The sequence below is a fragment of the Corynebacterium sp. LaCa_205 genome (assembly GCF_057458085.1).
The window spans coordinates 866,297-886,929 of sequence record NZ_CP190931.1 but is presented as its reverse complement, the minus strand read 5'-3'; the positions used below and the strand labels follow the sequence as shown (position 1 = coordinate 886,929).

15 protein-coding genes and 1 tRNA gene are annotated in these 20,633 nt (G+C 58.7%); 4 read left to right on the top strand and 12 right to left on the bottom strand.

What is annotated here, in order from left to right:
• Positions 1–948, top strand: coding sequence for a DUF808 domain-containing protein (locus ACP8J1_RS04390; RefSeq protein WP_023021856.1), 948 nt, complete (start codon positions 1–3; stop codon positions 946–948).
• A 21-nt stretch (positions 949–969) separates the two neighbouring features.
• On the opposite strand, the gene zupT is transcribed toward ACP8J1_RS04390, so the two are convergent.
• Both zupT and ACP8J1_RS04380 read right to left on the bottom strand, forming a co-directional pair.
• A complete protein-coding gene (zupT, locus tag ACP8J1_RS04385; protein WP_023021857.1) occupies positions 970–1,767 on the bottom strand; it encodes a zinc transporter ZupT in 798 nt (265 codons plus the stop codon).
• A gap of 34 nt (positions 1,768–1,801) precedes the next feature.
• The gene (locus tag ACP8J1_RS04380; protein WP_023021858.1) at positions 1,802–3,739 is read right to left on the bottom strand and encodes a BCCT family transporter; all 1,938 of its coding nucleotides are present in this window, start codon (positions 3,737–3,739) and stop codon (positions 1,802–1,804) included.
• A 191-nt stretch (positions 3,740–3,930) separates the two neighbouring features.
• On the opposite strand from ACP8J1_RS04380, the gene ACP8J1_RS04375 reads away from it, so the two are divergent.
• Positions 3,931–5,022, top strand: coding sequence for a hypothetical protein (locus tag ACP8J1_RS04375; RefSeq protein WP_023021859.1), 1,092 nt, complete (start codon positions 3,931–3,933; stop codon positions 5,020–5,022).
• 26 nt (positions 5,023–5,048) lie between these two features.
• Here ACP8J1_RS04375 and selB read toward each other — a convergent pair whose 3' ends face one another.
• From selB to ACP8J1_RS04360, 3 genes are all read right to left on the bottom strand, one after another.
• Positions 5,049–6,821, bottom strand: a complete 1,773-nt coding sequence (gene selB / locus ACP8J1_RS04370; RefSeq protein ID WP_023021860.1) for a selenocysteine-specific translation elongation factor — start codon at positions 6,819–6,821, stop codon at positions 5,049–5,051.
• Complete coding sequence (gene selA, locus ACP8J1_RS04365; RefSeq protein WP_051138347.1) at positions 6,822–8,084, bottom strand: L-seryl-tRNA(Sec) selenium transferase; 1,263 nt, start codon at positions 8,082–8,084, stop codon at positions 6,822–6,824.
• 79 nt (positions 8,085–8,163) lie between these two features.
• A tRNA-Sec gene (locus ACP8J1_RS04360) sits at positions 8,164–8,258 on the bottom strand.
• 178 nt (positions 8,259–8,436) lie between these two features.
• Between ACP8J1_RS04360 and selD the strand changes: the two genes are divergently transcribed.
• Positions 8,437–9,420 carry a selenide, water dikinase SelD gene (selD, locus tag ACP8J1_RS04355; protein WP_023021862.1) on the top strand — a complete coding sequence of 328 codons (984 nt, stop codon included), beginning with the start codon at positions 8,437–8,439 and terminating at the stop codon, positions 9,418–9,420.
• 186 nt (positions 9,421–9,606) lie between these two features.
• Here selD and nrfD read toward each other — a convergent pair whose 3' ends face one another.
• Genes nrfD through ACP8J1_RS04335 form a run of 4 tightly spaced genes read right to left on the bottom strand, consistent with a single transcriptional unit; the run spans position 9,607 to position 15,565 of the window.
• Entirely contained in the window at positions 9,607–10,722 is a 1,116-nt protein-coding gene (gene nrfD / locus ACP8J1_RS04350) for an NrfD/PsrC family molybdoenzyme membrane anchor subunit (protein WP_486697178.1), read from the bottom strand.
• The gene (locus ACP8J1_RS04345) at positions 10,719–11,777 is read right to left on the bottom strand and encodes a 4Fe-4S dicluster domain-containing protein (protein WP_023021864.1); all 1,059 of its coding nucleotides are present in this window, start codon (positions 11,775–11,777) and stop codon (positions 10,719–10,721) included. Before ACP8J1_RS04345 ends, nrfD begins: the two co-directional genes overlap by 4 nt.
• Positions 11,778–15,044, bottom strand: a complete 3,267-nt coding sequence (gene fdnG, locus ACP8J1_RS04340) for a formate dehydrogenase-N subunit alpha (protein ID WP_232212583.1) — start codon at positions 15,042–15,044, stop codon at positions 11,778–11,780.
• A 47-nt stretch (positions 15,045–15,091) separates the two neighbouring features.
• The gene (locus ACP8J1_RS04335; RefSeq protein ID WP_023021867.1) at positions 15,092–15,565 is read right to left on the bottom strand and encodes a pyroglutamyl-peptidase I; all 474 of its coding nucleotides are present in this window, start codon (positions 15,563–15,565) and stop codon (positions 15,092–15,094) included.
• Between the two features lie 469 nt (positions 15,566–16,034).
• On the opposite strand from ACP8J1_RS04335, the gene ACP8J1_RS04330 reads away from it, so the two are divergent.
• Positions 16,035–17,396, top strand: a complete 1,362-nt coding sequence (locus tag ACP8J1_RS04330) for a dicarboxylate/amino acid:cation symporter (RefSeq protein ID WP_023021868.1) — start codon at positions 16,035–16,037, stop codon at positions 17,394–17,396.
• A gap of 63 nt (positions 17,397–17,459) precedes the next feature.
• On the opposite strand, the gene ACP8J1_RS04325 is transcribed toward ACP8J1_RS04330, so the two are convergent.
• From ACP8J1_RS04325 to ACP8J1_RS04315, 3 genes are all read right to left on the bottom strand, one after another.
• The gene (locus ACP8J1_RS04325) at positions 17,460–18,389 is read right to left on the bottom strand and encodes a PRC and DUF2382 domain-containing protein (protein ID WP_023021869.1); all 930 of its coding nucleotides are present in this window, start codon (positions 18,387–18,389) and stop codon (positions 17,460–17,462) included.
• A 513-nt stretch (positions 18,390–18,902) separates the two neighbouring features.
• Complete coding sequence (locus ACP8J1_RS04320; protein ID WP_023021870.1) at positions 18,903–19,814, bottom strand: cation diffusion facilitator family transporter; 912 nt, start codon at positions 19,812–19,814, stop codon at positions 18,903–18,905.
• 225 nt (positions 19,815–20,039) lie between these two features.
• Positions 20,040–20,573 (bottom strand): type 1 glutamine amidotransferase domain-containing protein, encoded by a 534-nt coding sequence (locus ACP8J1_RS04315; protein WP_023021871.1) that lies wholly within the window; start codon positions 20,571–20,573, stop codon positions 20,040–20,042.
• Positions 20,574–20,633: the final 60 nt, after the last annotated feature.

Here is a 20,633-nt window from a genome sequence, read left to right as displayed (position 1 = left end):
ATGGCCGGTGGCCTATTTGCACTGCTTGACGACGTTGCCTTGATCGCCCGCTCCGCAGCTTCCAGCGTCGACGATGTGGCCGCACTCGCGGGCAAGACCTCGGTGAAAGCCGCTGGCGTCGTAGTCGATGATACCGCGGTAACCCCGCAATACGTGGAAGGTATTAAGCCGCAGCGCGAGCTGCCGATGATTTGGCGCATCACCAAGGGCTCGCTTATCAATAAGCTCGTTATCATCTTGCCCATCGCGATGATCCTCTCCTGGATCGCGCCGTGGGCACTCACGCCTATCTTGATGTGCGGCGGTACCTACCTTTGCTTCGAGGGTGCCGAGAAGATCTTGCACCACCTTCTTCCCCACCGAGAAAAAGAAACCGAATCAGTCCAGGAAAAGGGTGCCGACGCCGAAGACAGCTTGGTCAAGTCCGCGATTACCACTGACCTCATCTTGTCGTCTGAAATCATGGTCATTTCCTTGAACGAGGTCATCGACCAGCCGTTCTGGATGCGCCTCGGAGCCCTCATTTTCGTCGGCATCATATTGACCTTGGGTGTCTACGGCGCCGTGGGCCTATTGGTCAAGATGGACGATATTGGCATGGCCTTAAATGAGCGCCACAACGGCAAATCCACGGTGGGCAACGCACTTGTCAAGGGCATGCCCATTGTGCTCGATATTATCGGCGTCATCGGCACCGCCGCGATGCTATGGGTCGGCGGCCATATCGTGGTCAAGGGCCTGCACGAATTCGGCATGAATCAGCCGCACGAATTCATCGTTTCCGTGACCGAAAAGATTTCTAATGGCGCCCTGGCTTGGTTGGCAGAGACCGGCATGTCTATGGTTTGCGGCCTGGTTCTCGGCACGGTCATCGCCACCATCGTCATGGCAGTCAAAGCTTCCTTTGGCAAGTCCTCGAGCACCTCTTCCACGCCGGCAGAGGCTTAGGCTTCAAGCACAGTAGGCCTGCTACATAAATAGCATCAGCGAAACCGCCATTACGGCCATGCCGGCGATCAGGCCATAAATGGCGTGGTGATGCTCGCCGGTTTCTTCGGCGGTGGGCAAAAGCTCATCCAACGAGATAAAGACCATGATGCCGGCGATGGCGGCGAAGCTGATTCCCATCGTGGCCGGCCCAATAACCGGCATGAGAAGGCCGAAACCAATGAGTGCGCCAATCGGCTCCGCCAGTCCAGACAAGGTGGCCCACCAGAAGGCCTTCGTGCGTGATCCGGTTGCCTCCCGCAGCGGGACGGCCACCGCGATGCCTTCCGGGATATTGTGAATGGCGATTGCCACCGCCACCGGCACCGCGATTTCCTTAGACTCTAGGCCGGATAAGAAGGTAGCGAATCCTTCCGGAAAATTGTGCAGCCCCAGCGCGCAGGCGGTAAATACGCCAGTTTTCATCAGCTTTTTGCGGCGGGCCTCTTCGGCCGTTGTAGCCGGCTCATGGGGATTGATCTCTTCCGGCACGAGCCGGTCAATGATGGCAATGACGGCAATGCCAGCAAAGAAGGCACCGACGGCGGCCCAGGTGCCAGCGGTTTCTCCCCCGAGGGCGTCGGAAAGCTGGGATATGCCTTCGGGGAGAATCTCCATGAAGGAGACGTAGAGCATCACACCGGCCGAAAGACCTAGAGCTGCAGCCATGAAAGCCGGGCCCGGCTGGCGCTTTCCCACCGCCAAGGCTCCGCCAATCGAGGTCGATAGCCCCGAAAGCAGCACCAAGGCGAAGGCGAAAACAAAGGTACTAAGAGTCATAGCTGGCACCCTACCTGATAATAATTATCAGGTATTAACCCTCATCTTTGTCCTCAGGCACAGGAGAGATAAATTCGCCATTCTTGATAGAAGGATCATTATCCACGTACTCGCCTGTCTCGTAGTCATAGCCCACAGCGTGGCCTTCCTCGTCCGTGCGCGCGTACCAATCGGTCACCTCTGCTGCAGTGGAGTTAAAGTGCGCGCCCGTTGCATAGTCCCCCTCCGTCGGTTCAATGGACAAGGCAAAATTATCGCCATAATCGCGCACGCCACGCACAATCGCATTAGAAACCGCCTCATCCTCGTAGAAGTGACGGATAGAGATTGGATCATGGCGCAGCTCGCGCACCAGCGCGATACACATAAGCACAATGATGACCGCAAATGGCAGAGAGGTAATCGTAATAAGATTCTGCAGGCCCTGCAGCGCATTGCGTCCGCCAGCGAGCAAAATGACCACGGCGATGCCGGCCATGCACACCACCCAAAAGACGGTAACAATAGGGTTTGGCTTGGGGTTACCCCGCTGCGTGAGCTGCGAGTTCACAATGGATGCGGAGTCCGCCGTGGTAATGAAGAAGACAACCAGCATGAGAATGACAATGGGTGCCATCCACTCCGCACCTGGGAAATGGTCCAGGACCTTAAAGAAGATATCTTCTGCCGCCGGCATAGAGTCAATAGTGCCGTCCGGGGCGATATCGCCATCGCGGCGCTGCAGCCAAATGGTGGTGCCACCAAGAATGGTAAAGGCAGCAACAATGATGGCCGATGGAATAAGCAGCACGCCAAGCACGAACTGGCGGATGGTACGCCCGCGCGAAATCTTGGCTACGAAAACACCCACAAACGGTGACCACGATACCCACCAAGCCCAGTAGAAGGTGGTCCATGAGGAGAGGAATGCCACCATATCTTCGCCTTCGCCCATATTGGCAGAGAGCATCTGCGGCATCTCATCAAGATACTCAATCACCACTGCCGGCAACATGTTGATCAAGAAAGCGGTGGGACCTACCACGAAGAAGAACAGCGCCAGCGCAAGCGCTAGCACCAGGTTGATATTTGAGAGCCAACGAATGCCCTTAGCCACGCCCGAAACGGCCGAAAAAATCGTGCCGATAGACAGCACCACGATAATGACCAGCGCCGCAGTATTGCCGGTGGTGGACCAGCCGCTAACCAATTCCACGCCGCGGCCGATCTGCAGCGCACCAATGCCCAAGGTCGCGGCGGTACCAAAGAGCGTGGCAATAATGGCCAGGCCGTCGATGATGCGCGCCGGCAGGGAATCCGTAGAACGATTGCCAAAAAGCGGCATCAAAATGGAACTCATCAGGGGAACGCGGCCGCGGCGGAAAGACACATAGGCCACGCACAAGCCCACGATGGCATAGATTGCCCAAGCATTAAATCCCCAGTGCATTGCGGCCTGAGCCATTGCCCCAAGCACGGCTTCATCGCTAGCCGCCTCGTACGCGCCCGGGCGCGGCGAAAGGTAGTAGCTCAGCGGTTCGAAGGGGCCGAAGAAAATAATGCCGATACCAATGCCAGCACCAAAGAGCATCGCAGCCCAGCTCACCGTGGAAAACTCTGGCTTCTCCCCATCGAGCCCCAGTGGAATCTTGCCGTACTTGGAAAAGGCCAAGATGAGGAGCAAAAACATCAGGAACGTAGCCAAGGCAGTAAAAATCCAACCCAAGTTGCGCATTACCCAATCCAGCGCGGCCGAAGAGGCATCAAAGACTTGCTCGGGCGCAACCACACCCCAAATGACGAAGGCCATGACCAGGCCGCCGACCGCCACAAGGATCGGCTTATCCACTCCATATTTAACCTTCTGATCCTCAATGGAAACGCCCGGCACCAGCGCAGGGTGGATATTATGCGGGTACATAATGTCTTTGAGAATGCGCTTGGCGTTACGGGTGCGTTTTTTACTTTCTTCCGAGCTATTTACCCCGCGCACAGGGCGGGATGAAGAAGACGGTGAAGAAGAGATGGTTCTACTCCTATTCTATTTTCAGGCGTCACTTTGAAAGAGCTGTCTACACATTAATAAAAACTCGCTGGATATAAAGCTGGCATCAGCCTTACCCCCATATGCGTAAAATGGGCTCAGCATTGTTTACCGGCCTTTAACCTTGGGAGTGACTTTCTATGGCGCTTTACCCGCTCGCGACTAGTTACTTCGGCGTGGAGCATGTCGCAGTCCTTGAGCACCCCGTGCTGGGCACCGCGTTGAGTATCCCCGGCGTGTCCGAGCACGCAGCGCTTGTCGATGTCTCCCTAGAACCCGATACCTACACCAACGGCTGGCGCATCCGCTCAGACTTCGGCTTCCTAGGTTTTTTGGACGAGGTCGAAGCCGCGGAATATCCCGCCCTAGAGCGTTTGAAAAACTCGTTTGCCCAGCCACAGACTATTGCCACAGTGGAAGTAGTTGACGGCGAGGTGGAGGTTGCCGTGTCCCTTGGCTTGTGGCCGTGGATGGTTCCGGTCAATGACCAGCCCCAAGGAACCGCGCTGCTAGCCGGTGGACGAGGCGTGCTTATCGACGTCGCCGCTGGCGACCTTTCCTCCCCCCAGCTGCAACGCATGGGTACGCAACAATTCTTCGTTACCCTGGAAGACCTTTCCGGCACGGCTGTAGCTACCTGCGACGATATGGTTCTCGGCCCCTGCGGCGATATCGCCTCGCTGCCTGGTCTGCGTGCCGCATTCGAGGCTGCTAGTGCCTCCGGAGCGGGGCTGTCCGCCCGTGCCTACACGAGCCATGGCATGCTTGCAGTCGATATCCCCGCTGATACGGCCACCACCGAGGAAATCTTCTCCCCCGCCGTCCCACCATTGCGCGTGCCTGCTCCCCAACCTGCGATTCCTGCCGCCGCGCCCGCATCCATGCCCACGCCGCCCGAAGTCTGGGATCACACAGTATCCGGCGAGACCATCGTCACTGCACTTCCCACGGGCTCGCGTCGTCCGCAAGGACCGCACGCGCAGCCAGCCGCACCCGCTGCGCCTTCCCAGACGGCTTCGCCACAACAAACTGCTCACTCGGCCACGCCGCCTAAAGCCAGCGCCAAGCTTGCAGAATTGGTCTCCTCTGTCCCAGGCGAGCAGAGTTTTAGTTGGCGCGTGCTCCCGGTAGCCGAGGAACCAGGCCGTTATTCTTCCGAATCCGCGCGCGTGCGGGCTCGGCGCGTAGCACGCGAGACTTCCCACCACCGCGGAGGAAACCACCGCAAATAGCTACCGGCCCCGCCAAAGTGTCCTTGCTAGCGCAAGGTTCTGCAGCCTCCCTCCCCGCGGCGAGTAATCCGCTGGGCATCTAAATATTCCAGGAGCGGAATGGCTACCCGTCGCGTCGTCCCCAAGGCCCGGCGGGCAGCAGAAAGCGTGAAGGGCTGTTCCAGCTCGGCCAAGTACCGACGCGCTTCCTCTGGTGCCGAGGGCAAAAGCACGATGCTGTGCTGAAGACGCAACAGGCGCCCGGCGCGCTCAGCGGCAGCAAGCTCCTTGGTACCCAGACCCAGCTCCGCTAAATCATCTGCCTCTGGTGCCGCAAAGGGTGACGCTTTAAGTCTCTTCTCGATAACAGCAATGCCCTGCTCAGCCGCGCCGAGATCCACCCGTTGCCCAGGCAGACGAAGCACTCCCTCACTGCTTTCTGCCTTCGCAGCGGCGATCGCAAGCCCTAGCAATCCTTCGTCGCGCATGCCGAGGGCATCCATGGCCGCCTTGCGAGGCATTCCCGGCGCCAAGGGATGTGCGGCAGCGTGGGCATGCAGAGCATCGTTGAGTGCTTCCTTCCACCGTGTTACCTGGGAAGCGGCTATCCACCACTCGCGGAAGGCGATGATGCCTGCGGGTGGCGCGGCAGTATCGAAGCCATCGCGGGCGAGGTCATCCAAGCGGGCGTAGCCGACGCGCCACAGATAGGATGCAGGATCCCTAAATGACTCCTGCGCGCTGAGTTCTTCTGCGCGACGGGGAGCGGCACCGCGACGGTTAAGCTCCGGCGGGCGGAGATCTACTGCTTCTACCCCGGCGACGACGTGGCGACCGCCGGGGCTGCGGACGACGAAGCGGTCGAGGAGCTGAAGGGGCAGCGGATGAGCCAAGCTAAGGCGCGCGAAATCGGGCGAAAGGGGCCGCAAGTGGCCCTCTACCCCGGCGGTACCGGTGTGGACGACGAGGTTATCTGGCAGCCCATCGAGCTCGGCGCCAAAGGTGCGGCGAATATCGAGGTGCTCCACTAGTCGCCATGCGCCTGGGCTCAGCACTACGTCGCCGCGGTGTATCTCGGCGGCATCTACTCCCCGCAGGTTGACGGCAGCGCGGGTGACAGGGCCAAGGGATTCCTGTGCGCTATTTTCGCTGTGCAGTCCCCGAATTTCCACCGTCTTTTCGCCCTCAGCTGTCACCACCTGCAGGCTATCGCCTACGCGCAAGCTGCCCGCGGCGAGTGTTCCGGTGACCACGGTGCCCGCTCCCTTCACGCTAAACGCCCGGTCGACCCACAGGCGCACTGGGGCTGTCGGACCGGGAGCAGGTACTTCAGCAAGCACATCATCCAGCGCCCGCCGCAGCTCTGCAATGCCTTCGCCGGTGGGGGCGGAGACGGGGATAATGGGGGCGTCGGCAAGCGGGGTATCTGCCAACTCCGCACGGATCTCGGCGGTGCGATCTACGGTGGCGCGGTCGCTGCGGGTAAGTGCGATAATTCCATGCTCTACGCCCAGGGCGCGCAAGGCATCGCGATGATCGGTGGACTGGGCTTGCCACCCCTCATCAGCTGCCACCACGAAAAGGACCACTGGGGCTGGGCCCACGCCGGCAAGCATATTGCCCAAGAATTTTTCATGGCCGGGCACGTCCACGAAAGCCACATCTGCACCAGAGGGCAAGGTGGTCCAGGCAAATCCTAGGTCAATGGTGAGCCCGCGGCGCTTCTCTTCTTCCCACCGGTCCGGGTCCATCTCCGTAAGTGCGCGCACCAAGGTGGACTTGCCATGGTCTACATGGCCGGCGGTAGCAACGACGTACACCTAGCCCACCGCCTTAATCGCGGCAATGACCACGGCGTCTTGGTCTGCGGGAACGCAGCGTATATCCACTAGGCAGTTGCCCTGATGCACCCGGGCTACCACCGGTGGTTCGTGGTGGCGAAGCGCGTCCGCAAAGTGTTCTGGCAGGCTAACCGCATAACCGGGTAGCGGGTATTCGGGCGCCCCGCCACCGCCTACGCGGCCATCGTGGGGCACTACGCGCGCACCGACTGCCTCCGCTATCGCTTCCGTGCGCGCGCGATGGGTCTCCCTGTCCAGATGCAGTGCATCTTGCACCGCATTCGAAGGCGTGGAAATGGCAGCCTCCAAGGCGTTGAGGCGCAGCTTGTCTATACGCACGGCGCGCGCAAGTGGGTGCTTTTTCACCGCAGCAATCGCCTCCTTGGTACCGAGCAAAATTCCTGCCTGCGGGCCGCCGAGTAGCTTATCGCCGGAGGCAATGACGATATCGGCGCCGGCGCGCAGCTGGGCCTGAATATCTGGTTCCTCTGGCAGCGCGGGATCATGATTTAGTAAACCAGAACCCAGGTCCACAATGAGCCGCGTATGGTGCTGCGCTGCTAGGCGGTGCAGCTCATCCACGCCGACTGCGGAGGTAAAGCCCTCAATGCGGAAGTTAGAAGGGTGCACCTTCAAAATGGCGCCGGTATTTTCCCCCAGCGCGCGCTCATAATCGGCCAGATGCGTGCGATTAGTCGCGCCGACTTCCTTGAGGCGCGTGGCCGTAGACTCGATGAGCTCCGGCAAACGAAAGCCCGCACCGATCTCAATAAGTTCGCCGCGCGAAATGATGACGTCTTTGCCCGGGGCGAGTGCGGCAGTGGCCAAGAGCAAGGCACTGGCGCCGTTATTGACCACGAGGGCATCTTCTGCACCGGGACAGGCCGCAAGCAGCGCAGCCGTGGCGCCAGCTCCGCGGTTTTTCGAGCGCTTGCCAGAATCAAGGTCCATTTCCACGTCGGTATAAGAGGCGGCGTCATGAAGGGCCTCTACTGCGGCTCCCGGAAGAGGGGCGCGCCCTAAGTTGGTATGGATGATGACGCCGGAGGCGTTGATGACCGGCCGCAGGGAATGCACCCTCTGCTGCCCCAGGCGTTGCGCAATTTCTGTGGGGATATCGTTGATAGGCAGCTCGCCGCGGCGTGCTTGGGCAACTGTGCGCTGAACAATTGCACGAATGGTGTGCTCGGCAAGGCGCTGTCGCGCGGTTTCTACTTCTGGCAGCTGGAGCAGCTCATCCATGCGGGGAATATTCCGACGGGGATCGGGGCTGGCTGCAGGGGTGGGCGTGGGCACTGTGGCATTCCTCCTTGCGCGCGAATGGCGGAGACGGACAGGAATCGAACCTGCCAGACCGAGATGCTCGGCCTCACCGGTTTTGAAGACCGGGGCGCCCACCAGGACACGTACGCCTCCGTGTGCTCACCTTACACGCGCATTCCCCGGCGCCAATACACCTGTCATCCCTACGTCCACCAAGCCCCTCGAAGGCGAAACCTCGGCGCCCTCTGTCCTATCGCCACACGCCGCCGCAAGCGGGTTCCCGCCCTAGCTTTGCAGCCAGATACTCTCTGGAGATGAGTAAAATGGCGCTATGACCGAAGAAATTAAGCTCACCTCTTTCGCCGCAGGCGGCGGTTGCGCCTGCAAGATTCCCGCTGGCCAGCTTGAGTCTGCCGTCGAGGGCCTGATAGGCAAGGCCGACCCTAATGTACTGGTGGGCCTAGATGATGGCGATGATGCTGCGGCAGTCAAAATCCAGGATGGTCTAGCAGTTATTTCCACCGCGGATTTTTTCACCCCGATGCTCAATGACCCCTACGATTGGGGGCGAGTGGCTGCGGCCAACGCGCTTTCTGATGTCTATGCCATGGGCGGCACCCCCGTTACCGCCATCAACCTCGTAGGCTGGCCCAATGAAAAGCTCGGACTGGACGTACTACGCGAGGTCCTGCGCGGCGGCATGGACGTAGCCACCGAAGCCGGCATCTCTGTTACCGGCGGCCATTCCATTACCGCCCCTGAACCACTCTATGGCATGGCCGCCACCGGTATCGTCGCGCCCGAAAAGCTCATGCGCAACGACGCCGCCGAGCCCGGCCTGCCCATTACCCTCACCAAGCCCATCGGCGTAGGCATCCTCAACAATAAACACAAGGCCACCGGCGAGGTATCCCAAGCCGCAGTCGATTCCATGACCACCTTGAATCGCGAGGCCGCCCGTGCCGCGGTGGAGGCAGGCGTGCGTGCGGCCACCGATGTCACCGGCTTCGGCCTGCTCGGCCACCTTTATAAGATGTGCCGCGCCTCTGGCATCGCCGCGGAGCTCGACTTTTCCGCCGTGCCCACCATCGACGGCGCGAAGGAGGCCTTGGCGGAAGGATTCATCCCCGGTGGCTCCCGCCGCAACCTCGACTGGGTACGCCCACACCTGGAAACCTCCTTGAGCGAGGAAGAGCTGGTGCTGCTTGCCGACGCCCAAACTTCCGGCGGACTCCTCCTCATCGGCGAGGTCCCCGGCTACCCCGTCATCGGCCACACCACCGAGCGCACGGGCGATGCTTATATCAAGGCCTAAATTTTCTCCTCCCCAGCGCCCCTAGCCGCGCTGGGGTTGATGGGGTGTGCAACCGAGGGGGCATCGCCAAGCGCATGCTCCCCTCCCCTTCGGGTCCACCGACCGGCACTTTTATTGCTCCGCAGCCGAGCAACAACGCAGGGAAGATATCGGCGCGGAACTCGCTCCCGCCCTACAGGAGGTGGACTAGTCCGAGCTCACCACATCGTGGTCGAGACCCTGCTCGCGCCGGCGCTTTTCCGCCCGGCGCTTTTGCGGGCCGATGGTAGTCTCCGGATTTTTCACTGCTTCTAGGCCGGCGTTGAGCACACCAAAGCGGGTGCACGCCGATCCTGCCAATAGCGATAGCCCCGCGGCCACCGATACCGCGCGGGACTTTGTGGCCGCAGCCAGCATGCTTCCCACGCCACCGGCCGCAATGAGGTATTCCGAAGCCTTCATCAGCGTGCCCGGCTTTCCCTCGTGCAGAGCCTGGCGCGGCTCCGGCTCCATGCCTTCTTCCAAGACCTTGGTCGCCGCTAGATCGCTGGCCGCGGCGGCCATGCCCGACACGCGGGCAGGACCTGCGTGCTCGACCGGGGTGGTCACCATAGCCATTCCTGATGACGCCGCCGCTGCCGAGGAAACAAAGACATACGGCAGGTGCTTTTTCATGTCATTCCACACCGGATTCGAGGTATTCGACAGCAATACCGCGGTATATCCCGCCAGCGGACCGCCGAGCACTCCCGCGACTGCGCCTGCCGGTCCAGCAGCTTTCTGCAGCGCCGTGCGCACGAACTTAGGCAGGGGCAGCTTATGTCCAGTCGCTGCATCCACTTCCGCTGCGGCCGGCAGCGCGGCCGCGCTCGCGAAGCCCGACAGGATCCACGATCCCAGAGACATCGGCGAGGTCACCTTGAAGACGCGGAACATATTCAGCGCGCGCTCCGAGCGGCCCAAATCCAGAATCAAAAAGACTGATCCCGCGGCCGCCGCGCCAAAGGCAGAAAGGCGGGTGGTACGACGCAGCGGTGCATTGCCCACGGCCTGTGCGCCGGCGGCCAAAAGCCCTGATCCGCCACTGACGCCGCCCAAGAAGAGATACGCACCGATTGGCCATTCCCACGGCGGCGCCTTAACCACTGGCCGGCCGTAGTAGGACGAGAACTCGAAATCCTGCGCCATGCGCTCTTCTTTGGAACCATCCTGCGCGCCCGCGCCTGGGCGCTTGCGCTTCTTTTTAGGCTTGGTGCCATCAAATTTCCGGTAGCGGTTACGACGCTCCGGCTGCGGCGGGCGGTACTCATCAAAGTTGCTCATTTACGTCCCCCAATCAGGAAGGAACCGGCCACGGCCAGCGCCATACCGCCGATAGCCTTCACTGCGGTCTTATACATCTGCGGCAAATCCGCCGTCGGCACGCGTGGATCAGGCGGAAGCCCATAGACCTCTGGCGAATCCAAAAGCAAGAAGATGGATCCGGTTCCACCGACACCATCGTCTTGATTAGCACCATAAAGCCGGGCCTCGGTAATCCCCTGCTCGTGCAGTACCCGCACGCGTTCCTTGGCGGCTGCCACCATCTCCTCATAAGGGCCAAACTGGATGGAATCGGTCGGGCAGGTCTTAGAACACGCTGGCTGCTCGCCCTGCTTCAAGCGGTCATAGCACATAGTGCACTTCTGGGCCACGCCCAAGTTCTTGATCGGCATCGCCTCGCCCGGTGTATGGTCCGGGCCTTGCGGGGCAAGCTGCTTGAGCTTTTTCAACACGTTGACGCCAGCATGGGAATTATCGACGTAATCCACCGTGGCGGTCTTGTCATATTTCAGCGCCACACCGCCATCATCGCGGCGTTCAATGACACCGAACGGGCAACCGGCTACGCATGTCCCGCAGCCATTGCACACGTCATCTTGCACTACCACAGTGCCAAATTCGGTGCGAAACAGTGCGCCGGTAGGACAGACATCAAGGCAACCTGCATGCGTGCAGTGCTTGCAGACATCCGAGGACATCAGCCACCGGAAGGTATCGGTATCTGGCGGAGTGGTATCAACTTCTTGCGGCTGCGCCCCGACCGAAGGCATGCCCAAAGAAATGAGCTTCTTTCCCTCCTCGCGGGCGTGCTCGATACGGTCATTATTTTGTTCCACGAAGGCCACGTGCCGCCAAGTATTAGCGCCCAGCGCACCGGTGTTGTCATAGGAATCACCGGTGACGTCATAGCCTTCTACCGGATTGCGGTTCCACTCCTTGCACGCCACCTCGCAGGCCTTACAACCAATACAAATGGAGGTATCGGTAAAAAAGGCCATGCGGCGGTACTTATCGTAGCCGTGCCGGCTCGCGTTCTCGGTCAGTAGATTTGTCATTTACTTACCTTCTTCGCTTTCCTCGCCCTTCTCGCCGGGCGTGTCCGCATCCACGGGCTGCTGCGGCTCTGGGTTATAAGTGAAGGAATCATCCACAGTGAGCAGATCATTACCGGAATCCAGATTCAGGTGCGCACGCTTCTGGTACTCCTTGAGCATCTCCACACGGGCCTCACCACGAGGACGACGCCCCGGCTGGATATCGCAGGCGCCAATCTTGGAATTCTGAATGAATACGTTCGGCTCCAGCGTGAGGCCCAGCAAATCATTGGCACCATCGCCAGCTACGGCTGTGGAATCGGACTCGCCATAGTGATACGGCAAACCGATTTGGTGGAACTCCTCACCATTGATCTTCATCATCTGCATGCGGTCAGTGACCAAGACTTGCGCCTCAATCACGCCGCGAGGCGAGACGATCGTGGCCCACTGACCATTTTCTAGCCCACGCTTTTCTGCCAAGGCCTTATCAACCTCGCAGAATAGGCCTGGCTGCAGTTCCGCCAGATACGGCAAACGGCGTGACATCGCACCCGAGGTATACATCTCCGTGAGGCGATACGTAGAAAAGACGAACGGGAAAACCTCCGCGCCCGGCTCGCCCGGCTCTGGACGCGACAGGTTATCTGGACGCTTAATAGTCAGACGCGTCGGCGACTGCTGCTGCTTGTACAGCACATTGTGTACCGGGGACTCGTGCGGCTCATAGTGGGTGGGCAAAGGGCCGTCGGAAAGCCCGGTCGGTGCAAAGAGCCAACCGCGGCCATCAGCCTGCATGATGAAGGCATCGGTGCCATCGAGGGCGTCCGGCCCCACGGCGTCGACCGGAGCCTTGTAGTCAGGGGCCTTAGTAACCGGGAAGTCCGGCACGTCATCGCCAACCCACTTTCCTTTGTCAGCATCCCACCACACATACTTCTTGCGCTCCGACCACGGAGTGCCATCCGGCTTCGCCGAAGCGCGGTTGTAGAGCAGGCGGCGGTTTGCCGGCCACACCCAGCCCCACTCCGGAGCAACCTCATTTTGCTCCGAACCAGGAACCTTGCGGGCGGACTGATTAATACCATCCTTAAACACGCCAGTGTAGATCCAGCAGCCACCCGAGGTGCTGCCATCATTTTTCATCTCCACGAAGGCAGGCAAAAGCTCGCCCTTCTTCGGGCCCTCAAGGTAATAACCATTGATCTCCTTGAGGACGTCCTCAGAATTCGGCTCACCTTCCTCGGTTTCCACATAATCCCACGTGACCTTCTGCAAAGGCAGATCTCGCGGATCAGTGGAATCGCGCAGACGCTCCTTAACCTTCTTGCCCAACTGGTAGAAGAACCACAGGTCACTCTTGGCATCACCTGGCGGCGGTGCCGCCTGGAAACGCCATTGCAACATGCGCTGGGTTTGGGTGAAGGTACCGGCCTTTTCCACGTGGGTTGCCGCCGGCATCAAGAAAACCTCGGTACCGATATCTTCGGTCTTGAGCTCGCCGTTTTTAATCTCCGGCGAATCCTTCCAGAACGAGGCAGTCTCAATCTCCTGGAAATCGCGCACAACCAGCCACTTTAGCGCCGCCAAACCACGGCGCTGCATGCCGCCATTAGACTGCGCCACTGCCGGATTCTGGCCGAAGACAAAATAGCCTTCCACCTGCTCATCCAGCATTGCCATGAGCGTTTCATAGGTCGAATGCGCACCAGAAATACGCGGCATGAGGTCATAACCCCACCCGTTTTCCTTGGTCGCTGCATCGCCCCAGTAGGACTTCATCAGCGAGACCGCATAGTTCTCTCCGATCTGCCAGAAGCCCTTCTGCGACTCATTGCGGATGCCATCTACATACTCAGGCCAGCTTTGCTTGTCGACGCCCGGCATAGGCAAATACCCCGGCAGCGAATGGAACAGCGTCGGAATATCGGTAGACCCCTGAATAGACGCGTGTCCACGCAACGCCATAATGCCCGAGCCTGGTCGGCCCACATTACCGGTCAGCAGCTGCAAAATTGCCGCGGTACGAATGAACTGCGCACCCAGAGTGTGCTGAGTAAAGCCCAAAGCATAAGCAAAGCACGTGGTGCGATCCGGCGTAGAATTCTGCGCAATCGACTCCGCAAGGTAGTAAAAGTCCTCTTGCGCAATACCGCAGGTCTCCTCCACTATCTCAGGCGTATAGCGTGCGTAATGGCGCTTGAGAATCTGGAAAACCGAATTGGGATGCTCCAGCGATTCATCGCGTTCCACATTCCACGACGCACCCTCGGGCTTCTGCACGTACTGCCACGAATCCGTGACGTATTTTCCGGTCTCTGGGTCATAGCCAGAGAACAAACCATCTAGATCCTCGGTGTCTTGGTAGTCCTCCGAGATAATCATCGGCGCATTGGTATACGCCACCACATAGTCATGGAAGTACAGCTCATTTTCCAGCAGATAATTAATCACTGCACCCAATAGCACTACATCCGTGCCGCCGCGAATACCAATATGGCGATTCGCAAACGCGGACGTACGCGTATAGCGCGGATCCACGTGAATGATGCGTGCCCCACGCTTTTTGGCCTCTACTACCCACTGGAATCCCACTGGGTGGCACTCGGCCATATTAGAACCCTCAATGACGATGCAGTCCGCATTCGCCATATCCTGCAGCGGTTGGGTTGCGCCGCCGCGGCCAAACGAAGTTCCTAGACTAGGAACGGTGGCGGAGTGTCATATGCGCGCCTGGTTCTCAAGCTGTATCGCACCGGCCGCGGTAAACAGCTTCTTAATGAGGTAATTTTCCTCATTATCCAAGGTCGCACCGCCCAAACCGGCGATGCCCATCGTGCGATTGAGGGTGCGGCCCTCATCGTCGACATCCTGCCAACCGTTGCGACGCGCCTCCAAGAAACGATCCGCAATCATCTCCATCGCGGTATCTTCATCAAGGTCCTGCCACTGCGAAGAATAAGGCGCGCGATATTTAATCTTGGTCAGGCGCGTAGCGGAGTTAATGAGCTGCTCCGACGCAGATCCCTTCGGGCACAATCGCCCACGAGAAATGGGCGAATCCGGATCACCCTCTACCTGGATGACACGGTCATCTTTGACATACACGCGCTGCGAGCAACCGACCGCGCAGTACGGGCACACTGACTGCACCACGCGGTCCGCTTCCACGGTGCGTCCATGTTTATCCTTGCTCTTTTGAGACTGCGTATTGACGTCCCTGCCAAAGGGATCGCCGCTGCGCAGCTGGCGCACAACCGGCCAGTTGAGAGGGCTAAAGCGAGACATATCCATAAATCTATATTTCGCTGGTTCAAAAAGCCACAAAGGCTACCCTAACTAGCCTGCACCGCCCAGAGTGCCCGCTTTATCCCCTCGACTACCTCAGCTAGCGCCATCATGGGCTTATCCGCTTTGTTCTGCTCCTCAATATAGGGAACATGTACAAATCCCGCGCGCACCTCCGTCCCTGCGAAGTGATGCAGGAGACCATACAGGAGCTGATTGCACACGAAAGTCCCCGCCGTATTCGACACCCGCGCCGGACAATCATCCATCGCCGCGACCATTTCCTTTACCGGTAGCGTGGAAAAATACGCCGCTGGGCCACCCTCCACGACCGGTACATCCACTGGCTGATAACCCGCGTTATCAGGAATCTCGGCATCCATCACATTAATGGCGACTCGCTCCGGGGTGATATGTTTCCGGCCGCCTGCCTGTCCCAAGCACACAATTGCATCGACTGATGATTCCTCTGCGAGTGCAATTACTCGGCGCAGGGATTCCCCAAACTTGGTCGGAATCACCGTCTTGACAAGCTCCGCTCCCCAACCTCCTCTGGTAATAGCTCCAGCGCTTGTTCTGTAGGGTTAATGCTTTCTCCGCCGAAGGCGTCAAATGCAGTCACGAGGATTTTCATGCCGCCAGTATTCCAGAAATCGCAGCCCCTCCTCGCTCTGCACCTCGCGCTCCGCCCTTCCCCCCCTCCGCCCTTCGCGCTCACCAGCAGCGTAAAGGTGATGCTTCCACCCCGCTCTGGTGAGCGCCGAGGGCGCACACCGCAATTCCTCCTCCCCCTCGCGCTCAGTGGGAAAAGAACCCCAGGTATTAAGAAGCCACCCGGTGAGCGCGAAGGATGAGGTCGCAGCCACGGGAGAATCCCCACGTCTTGTGCCTAAAGACGTCGAAGGAATAAACTGAGCGAAGTTGAAGTTGAACAGGACAGTATCTGAAAACTAGTCCGATCTGTCCATTTTTATTTTCAAAGGAACCTTTATGTCTCAACAGGAATCTCCGCGCTCTAGGCTCCCAGGCTGGGCCACAGGATTCGGCGCGCAAGTTATTGCCGGCCTTATCATCGGCCTCATCTTGGGTTTCATCGCCTCCGGCATGGATACCGACCCAGACAATCCCGGTTGGTTGACCACCCTGCTCACGGGAGTCGGTAGCGCCTACGTCCAGCTGCTCAAGGTGATGATCCCGCCGCTGATCTTCGCCGCTGTTGTTACCTCTGTCGCCAATTTGCGCAAGGTGGCTAACGCGGCTTCCCTGGCGATTTCCACACTGGTGTGGTTCGCCATTACCGCATTCTTCTCTGTCTTGATGGGCATTTTCGTTGCCGTCATTATGAAGCCGGGCGTCGGCACGAGCGTCGATGCCGCCACTGCGCAGGATCCTTCCCACGTCGGCTCGTGGACCGCGTTCTTTGAGCAGCTTCTGCCACAGAACTTCGTAGGACTTTCTGCCTCGCTTTCCGACGGCGAAGTATCCCTCAGCTTCGGCGCGTTACAACTGCTTGTCATTTCCCTGGCCATTGGTATCGCCGCGGTCAAGACCGGCAAGTCCGCCGAGCCATTCCTGCACTTTACCGAGTCCTTCCTCAAGGTCATCCAGGTCATCTTGTGGTGGATCATCCGCCTTGCACCGATTGGCACCGCCGCCCTTATCGGTAAGGCAGTAGCAACCTACGGCTGGGACGCCTTGGGCTCGCTGGGCAAGTTTGTGCTGGCCATGTACGTGGGCCTTGGTCTGGTTTTTGTCGTGGTCTACCCCGCCGTACTGAAGTTCAACAAGATTCCAGTCATGGGCTTTTATAAGCGCGTTTGGCCGGTCACCTCGCTGGGCTTTGTTACCCGTTCTTCCATGGGTGTCATGCCAGCTACCGAGCGCTTTAGCGAAAAGGCCATGGGTGTTCCTTCTGAATACGCTTCCTTTGCCGTTCCGCTAGGAGCAACCACCAAGATGGACGGCTGCGCCTCCGTATACCCGGCCATCGCAGCCATCTTTGTTGCCCAGTTCTACGACATTAACCTCGACTTCACCCAATACCTGCTCATCATCTTTGTTTCCGTCATTGGTTCCGCTGCTACCGCAGGCACCACGGGCGCAACGGTTATGCTCACGCTGACGCTATCTACACTTGGCCTTCCGCTGGCTGGTGTCGGTCTCCTGCTGGCCATTGAGCCGATTATTGACATGGGACGCACTGCACTCAACGTCACCGGACAGGTACTGTGCGCCACCGTCGTTGCAAAACGTGCCGGCATCCAAGACAGGGCAACCTGGGACGCAGCAGAAAGCGGCGTCAAAGACATTATGGATTCTGACTCGGCCGCAGCCATCGGTGCCAAGGCTTAAATAAGCCTTCAAACATAAGAAACGCCCGCAAGGAAAACCTTGCGGGCGTTTAGCTATGCGCTTTTACTTCTTGAGGCCATCAACACCATCGGTGTCGATCTGCTCCTTGCGCAGCTCCTCGGTGTGAGTCTCGGTGTCGCGAACGGTGTCCTTCTTCAGGTTGATCTTCTCAACCGGAACGGTTTCCTTGTTCACGTTAACCTGCTCCTCGTGCAGGGTGACGGAAGCTTCCTCAGTGTCACCGGAGATGGTGCCGTTGTAGTTCTTGGCATCTTCAGCGCTGATCGGAGTGCGCTCAACGCTGACCTCTTCGCGCTCAACCGGAACCTCAACGGTCTCGGTGTCGGTTACAACGTACTTGCGCAGGCGAGCCTCGCCGGTAGCCACACGCTCCTTATTGACGTTCATCTGCTCCTCAGAACGGATGAGCTCGCCGTCATTGTTGGTGTGCGCAGCTGCGGTGTTCTTGGAAGCAGCGTTATCGGCAACGCCAGCCTTACGCTCAGCAGCAGCCGCATCAGTGGTGTGGGTAGCTTCCTTCTTCTCGTTAGCGTGTGCACCAGCAGCGCCTGCACCAGCGCCAGCAACGCCGGCACCTGCGGCCAAGTTGTGGTCCTTGTCAGCGCCAGCCTGAACGTCGCGCTTGGAGTCCAGGTTGGAGTCCTTGTAATCGGTAACGTCCTGTGCATTATCCAGGCCGTAGTGCTTGAAGATATCGGACTGTGCCTCTGGGGTCAGCGGCTTATCGGAATCGAAGTCTGGGGCGTCCTTGATGCGGTCCTTGGAGAAGCCCAGCTTCAGGTCATCGCCGGAGAAGTCGTGACCGCGCAGCGGAACGAGGCTGGAGTTCATACCGAACAGGCCGTGGTTAACCTCAACGAAGGTAGGCTGGCCGGACTGGTCATCAACGAATACCTCGTTAACGTTGCCCAGCTTCTCGCCGTCCTTGTCGTATGCGGTTGCGTTAAACAGATCCTTAATGTTCTTACCCATTGTCAGTAAATCCTTTCTGCTATTGGTATAGCTCTCTTCAGCCAATCAAAAGGACATATTCTTGCCCCCACATGTGGAATGCGGGGGTGAGAATCGCTATTTGCTTGGTGTGACAACCACCATACGGAGAATTCAAAATTTTTCGACCGCCAGCAAGAAATTTTTGCCGTTTTATTCACCCAGAGAAGACTTCATGCAGCTCAGAGCAATCAATAACATTTTCATAACGTTAAGAATTCTGCACCATAAATGGCCCGAATCTAAAAAATAGATGTCGTTTCACGACCCCGCAGCGCCGTAGTCAACACCCTCCACTTTCTCCAAATCATTCAAGACTTACCCCACCCCCAAAAGGCGGTGCCACTAAACCCACAGAGTCCTTTCAGAAGGGTGTATGCTTTCTGCGGAAAAGCACAGGTTATGTACAGGCCCTATTCACTCGAACGGGTCTACACACATGTCGGTCTAAAAAATCAGCCACAGTGACCGCCCGAAAACTTAGAAAATTAAGGCCTAGCGAAATAGGTACGGGCGGCGGTTTTCCACGCCCGCCGGCTCCACGTGAATGAACGCACTGCAGCCTGGATACAGCTCATCTAGGGCGATTTCCACGACGTCAGCAACCTCGTGGGAATGCATAACGCTCCACTCTCCTGGCACCTCCATGGTCAGGTAGACCAAGCGCTGACGGCCGGAAGCGACAGTACGCCGGTCTGTGAAGGTAACCGATTGCTCCTTTTCCAACCGGGCCAGCAGCTGGCGAATCTGCTGGCGCTCATCCGCGGGAAGTGCTTCAGAAAGCAAACTGCTCACGGAATCGCGCAGGAGGGTGTAACCAGTCCACAAGATATTGATACCCACAGCGAGGGCTACTACAGGGTCTAGCCACATCCAGCCAGTTAAATAAACGGCGGCGATACCGACAAGGACGCCGACGGAAGTCCAGACGTCGGTAAGCAAATGGTGCCCATCCGCATCCAAGGTAGCGGATCGGTAGCGCTTACCTGCACGGATGAGCGCGATGCCTACCGCGGCGTTGAGCACCGACGAAAGCGTTGACAACGCCAAGCCCCAGCCCGGCTCTTCAATCGGCTGCGGAACAAAGAAGCGCTGGATCGCCGTGTACACGATCATGCCGGCTGCAATAAAAATCATTGCGCCCTCTACCAAGGCGGAGACGTACTCCGCTTTGCCATGGCCAAACTGGTGGTTATCATCGGCCGGCTTAGAGGCAATCCGGAGGGCATAAAAGCCGGCGATGGCCGCGACGAGATTCACGATGGATTCGAAGGCATCGGAGAGGAAGCCCACCGAGCCGGTAAACCACGCGGCCAAGGCCTTAAGGATGATGGTAGCCACAGCGGCGGCGATGGATAGCTGCATGAAGCGCTCAAGAATGCGCTGCTCTGAGCCCATGGAGGACATAGTCACTTCTCCCTTCGGTTCGGTTGCGGACCGAAGGTCTCGTTCACGGCCGCGGGCACTGCGGGCGCTGGCTGGCCGGGCTAAACGCCAGTATGTCGACCAGTCATCTCGGAATTAACCGAGGGAACTACTCCCCTTCAAGAAATCCTAACTTTATAGGGCATGTGACACCGGCGCAAGATCGAAAAAGCCACGGGAAACTCCCGTGGCTTAAATTGTGGAGCCTTAGTGCTGGCCCTCTGCAAACTCTTCTACCAGCTTGGCGTTAAAGGCTGGCAGGTCATCTGGAGTGCGGGAGGAGACCAAGCCCTGGTCACAGTGAACTTCCTCATCTACCCACGTGGCGCCCGCATTGCGCAGGTCGGTCTGCAAGGAGGGGAAGGACGTCAAGGTACGACCCTTAAGAGCTTCAGCATCGGCCAAGATCCATGCACCGTGGCAGATAGCACCAAGCGGGAGATCCTTGCTCATGTGGTTGCGCACGATTTCTACTGCGGCCTTGTCCAAGCGCAGCAGGTCGGCATTGTCGGTACCGCCGGGCAAGATGATGCCATCGAAAGACTCGCCGGTGGAGTCAGCGGTAGCGGCGTCAACGGAAATCTCCGTTCCCTTCTTGCCGGTAATAGTGCCGGCCTTAGGGGCGATGACGCGCACGGTAGCACCAGCGTTCTTCACAGCCTCCAAGGGGGAAGTCAGCTCAGAGTCTTCGAAACCATCGGTAGCGATGATTGCAATGGTCTTGTTGTCTAGTTCAGCCATAATGTGACCTCCTATTGTTTGGGTACCTCGCCCACAATAACGCGGAAGATTCTCAATCGC

Coding starts and splice junctions, on each gene's coding strand:
- ACP8J1_RS04390 (WP_023021856.1), top strand. CDS start 1: ATGGCCGGTGGCCTATTTGCACTGCTTGACGACGTTGCCTTGATCGCC.
- zupT (WP_023021857.1), bottom strand. CDS start 1,767: ATGACTCTTAGTACCTTTGTTTTCGCCTTCGCCTTGGTGCTGCTTTCG.
- ACP8J1_RS04375 (WP_023021859.1), top strand. CDS start 3,931: ATGGCGCTTTACCCGCTCGCGACTAGTTACTTCGGCGTGGAGCATGTC.
- selA (WP_051138347.1), bottom strand. CDS start 8,084: ATGGATGAGCTGCTCCAGCTGCCAGAAGTAGAAACCGCGCGACAGCGC.
- selD (WP_023021862.1), top strand. CDS start 8,437: ATGACCGAAGAAATTAAGCTCACCTCTTTCGCCGCAGGCGGCGGTTGC.
- nrfD (WP_486697178.1), bottom strand. CDS start 10,722: ATGAGCAACTTTGATGAGTACCGCCCGCCGCAGCCGGAGCGTCGTAAC.
- ACP8J1_RS04345 (WP_023021864.1), bottom strand. CDS start 11,777: ATGACAAATCTACTGACCGAGAACGCGAGCCGGCACGGCTACGATAAG.
- ACP8J1_RS04330 (WP_023021868.1), top strand. CDS start 16,035: ATGTCTCAACAGGAATCTCCGCGCTCTAGGCTCCCAGGCTGGGCCACA.
- ACP8J1_RS04325 (WP_023021869.1), bottom strand. CDS start 18,389: ATGGGTAAGAACATTAAGGATCTGTTTAACGCAACCGCATACGACAAG.
- ACP8J1_RS04320 (WP_023021870.1), bottom strand. CDS start 19,814: ATGTCCTCCATGGGCTCAGAGCAGCGCATTCTTGAGCGCTTCATGCAG.
- ACP8J1_RS04315 (WP_023021871.1), bottom strand. CDS start 20,573: ATGGCTGAACTAGACAACAAGACCATTGCAATCATCGCTACCGATGGT.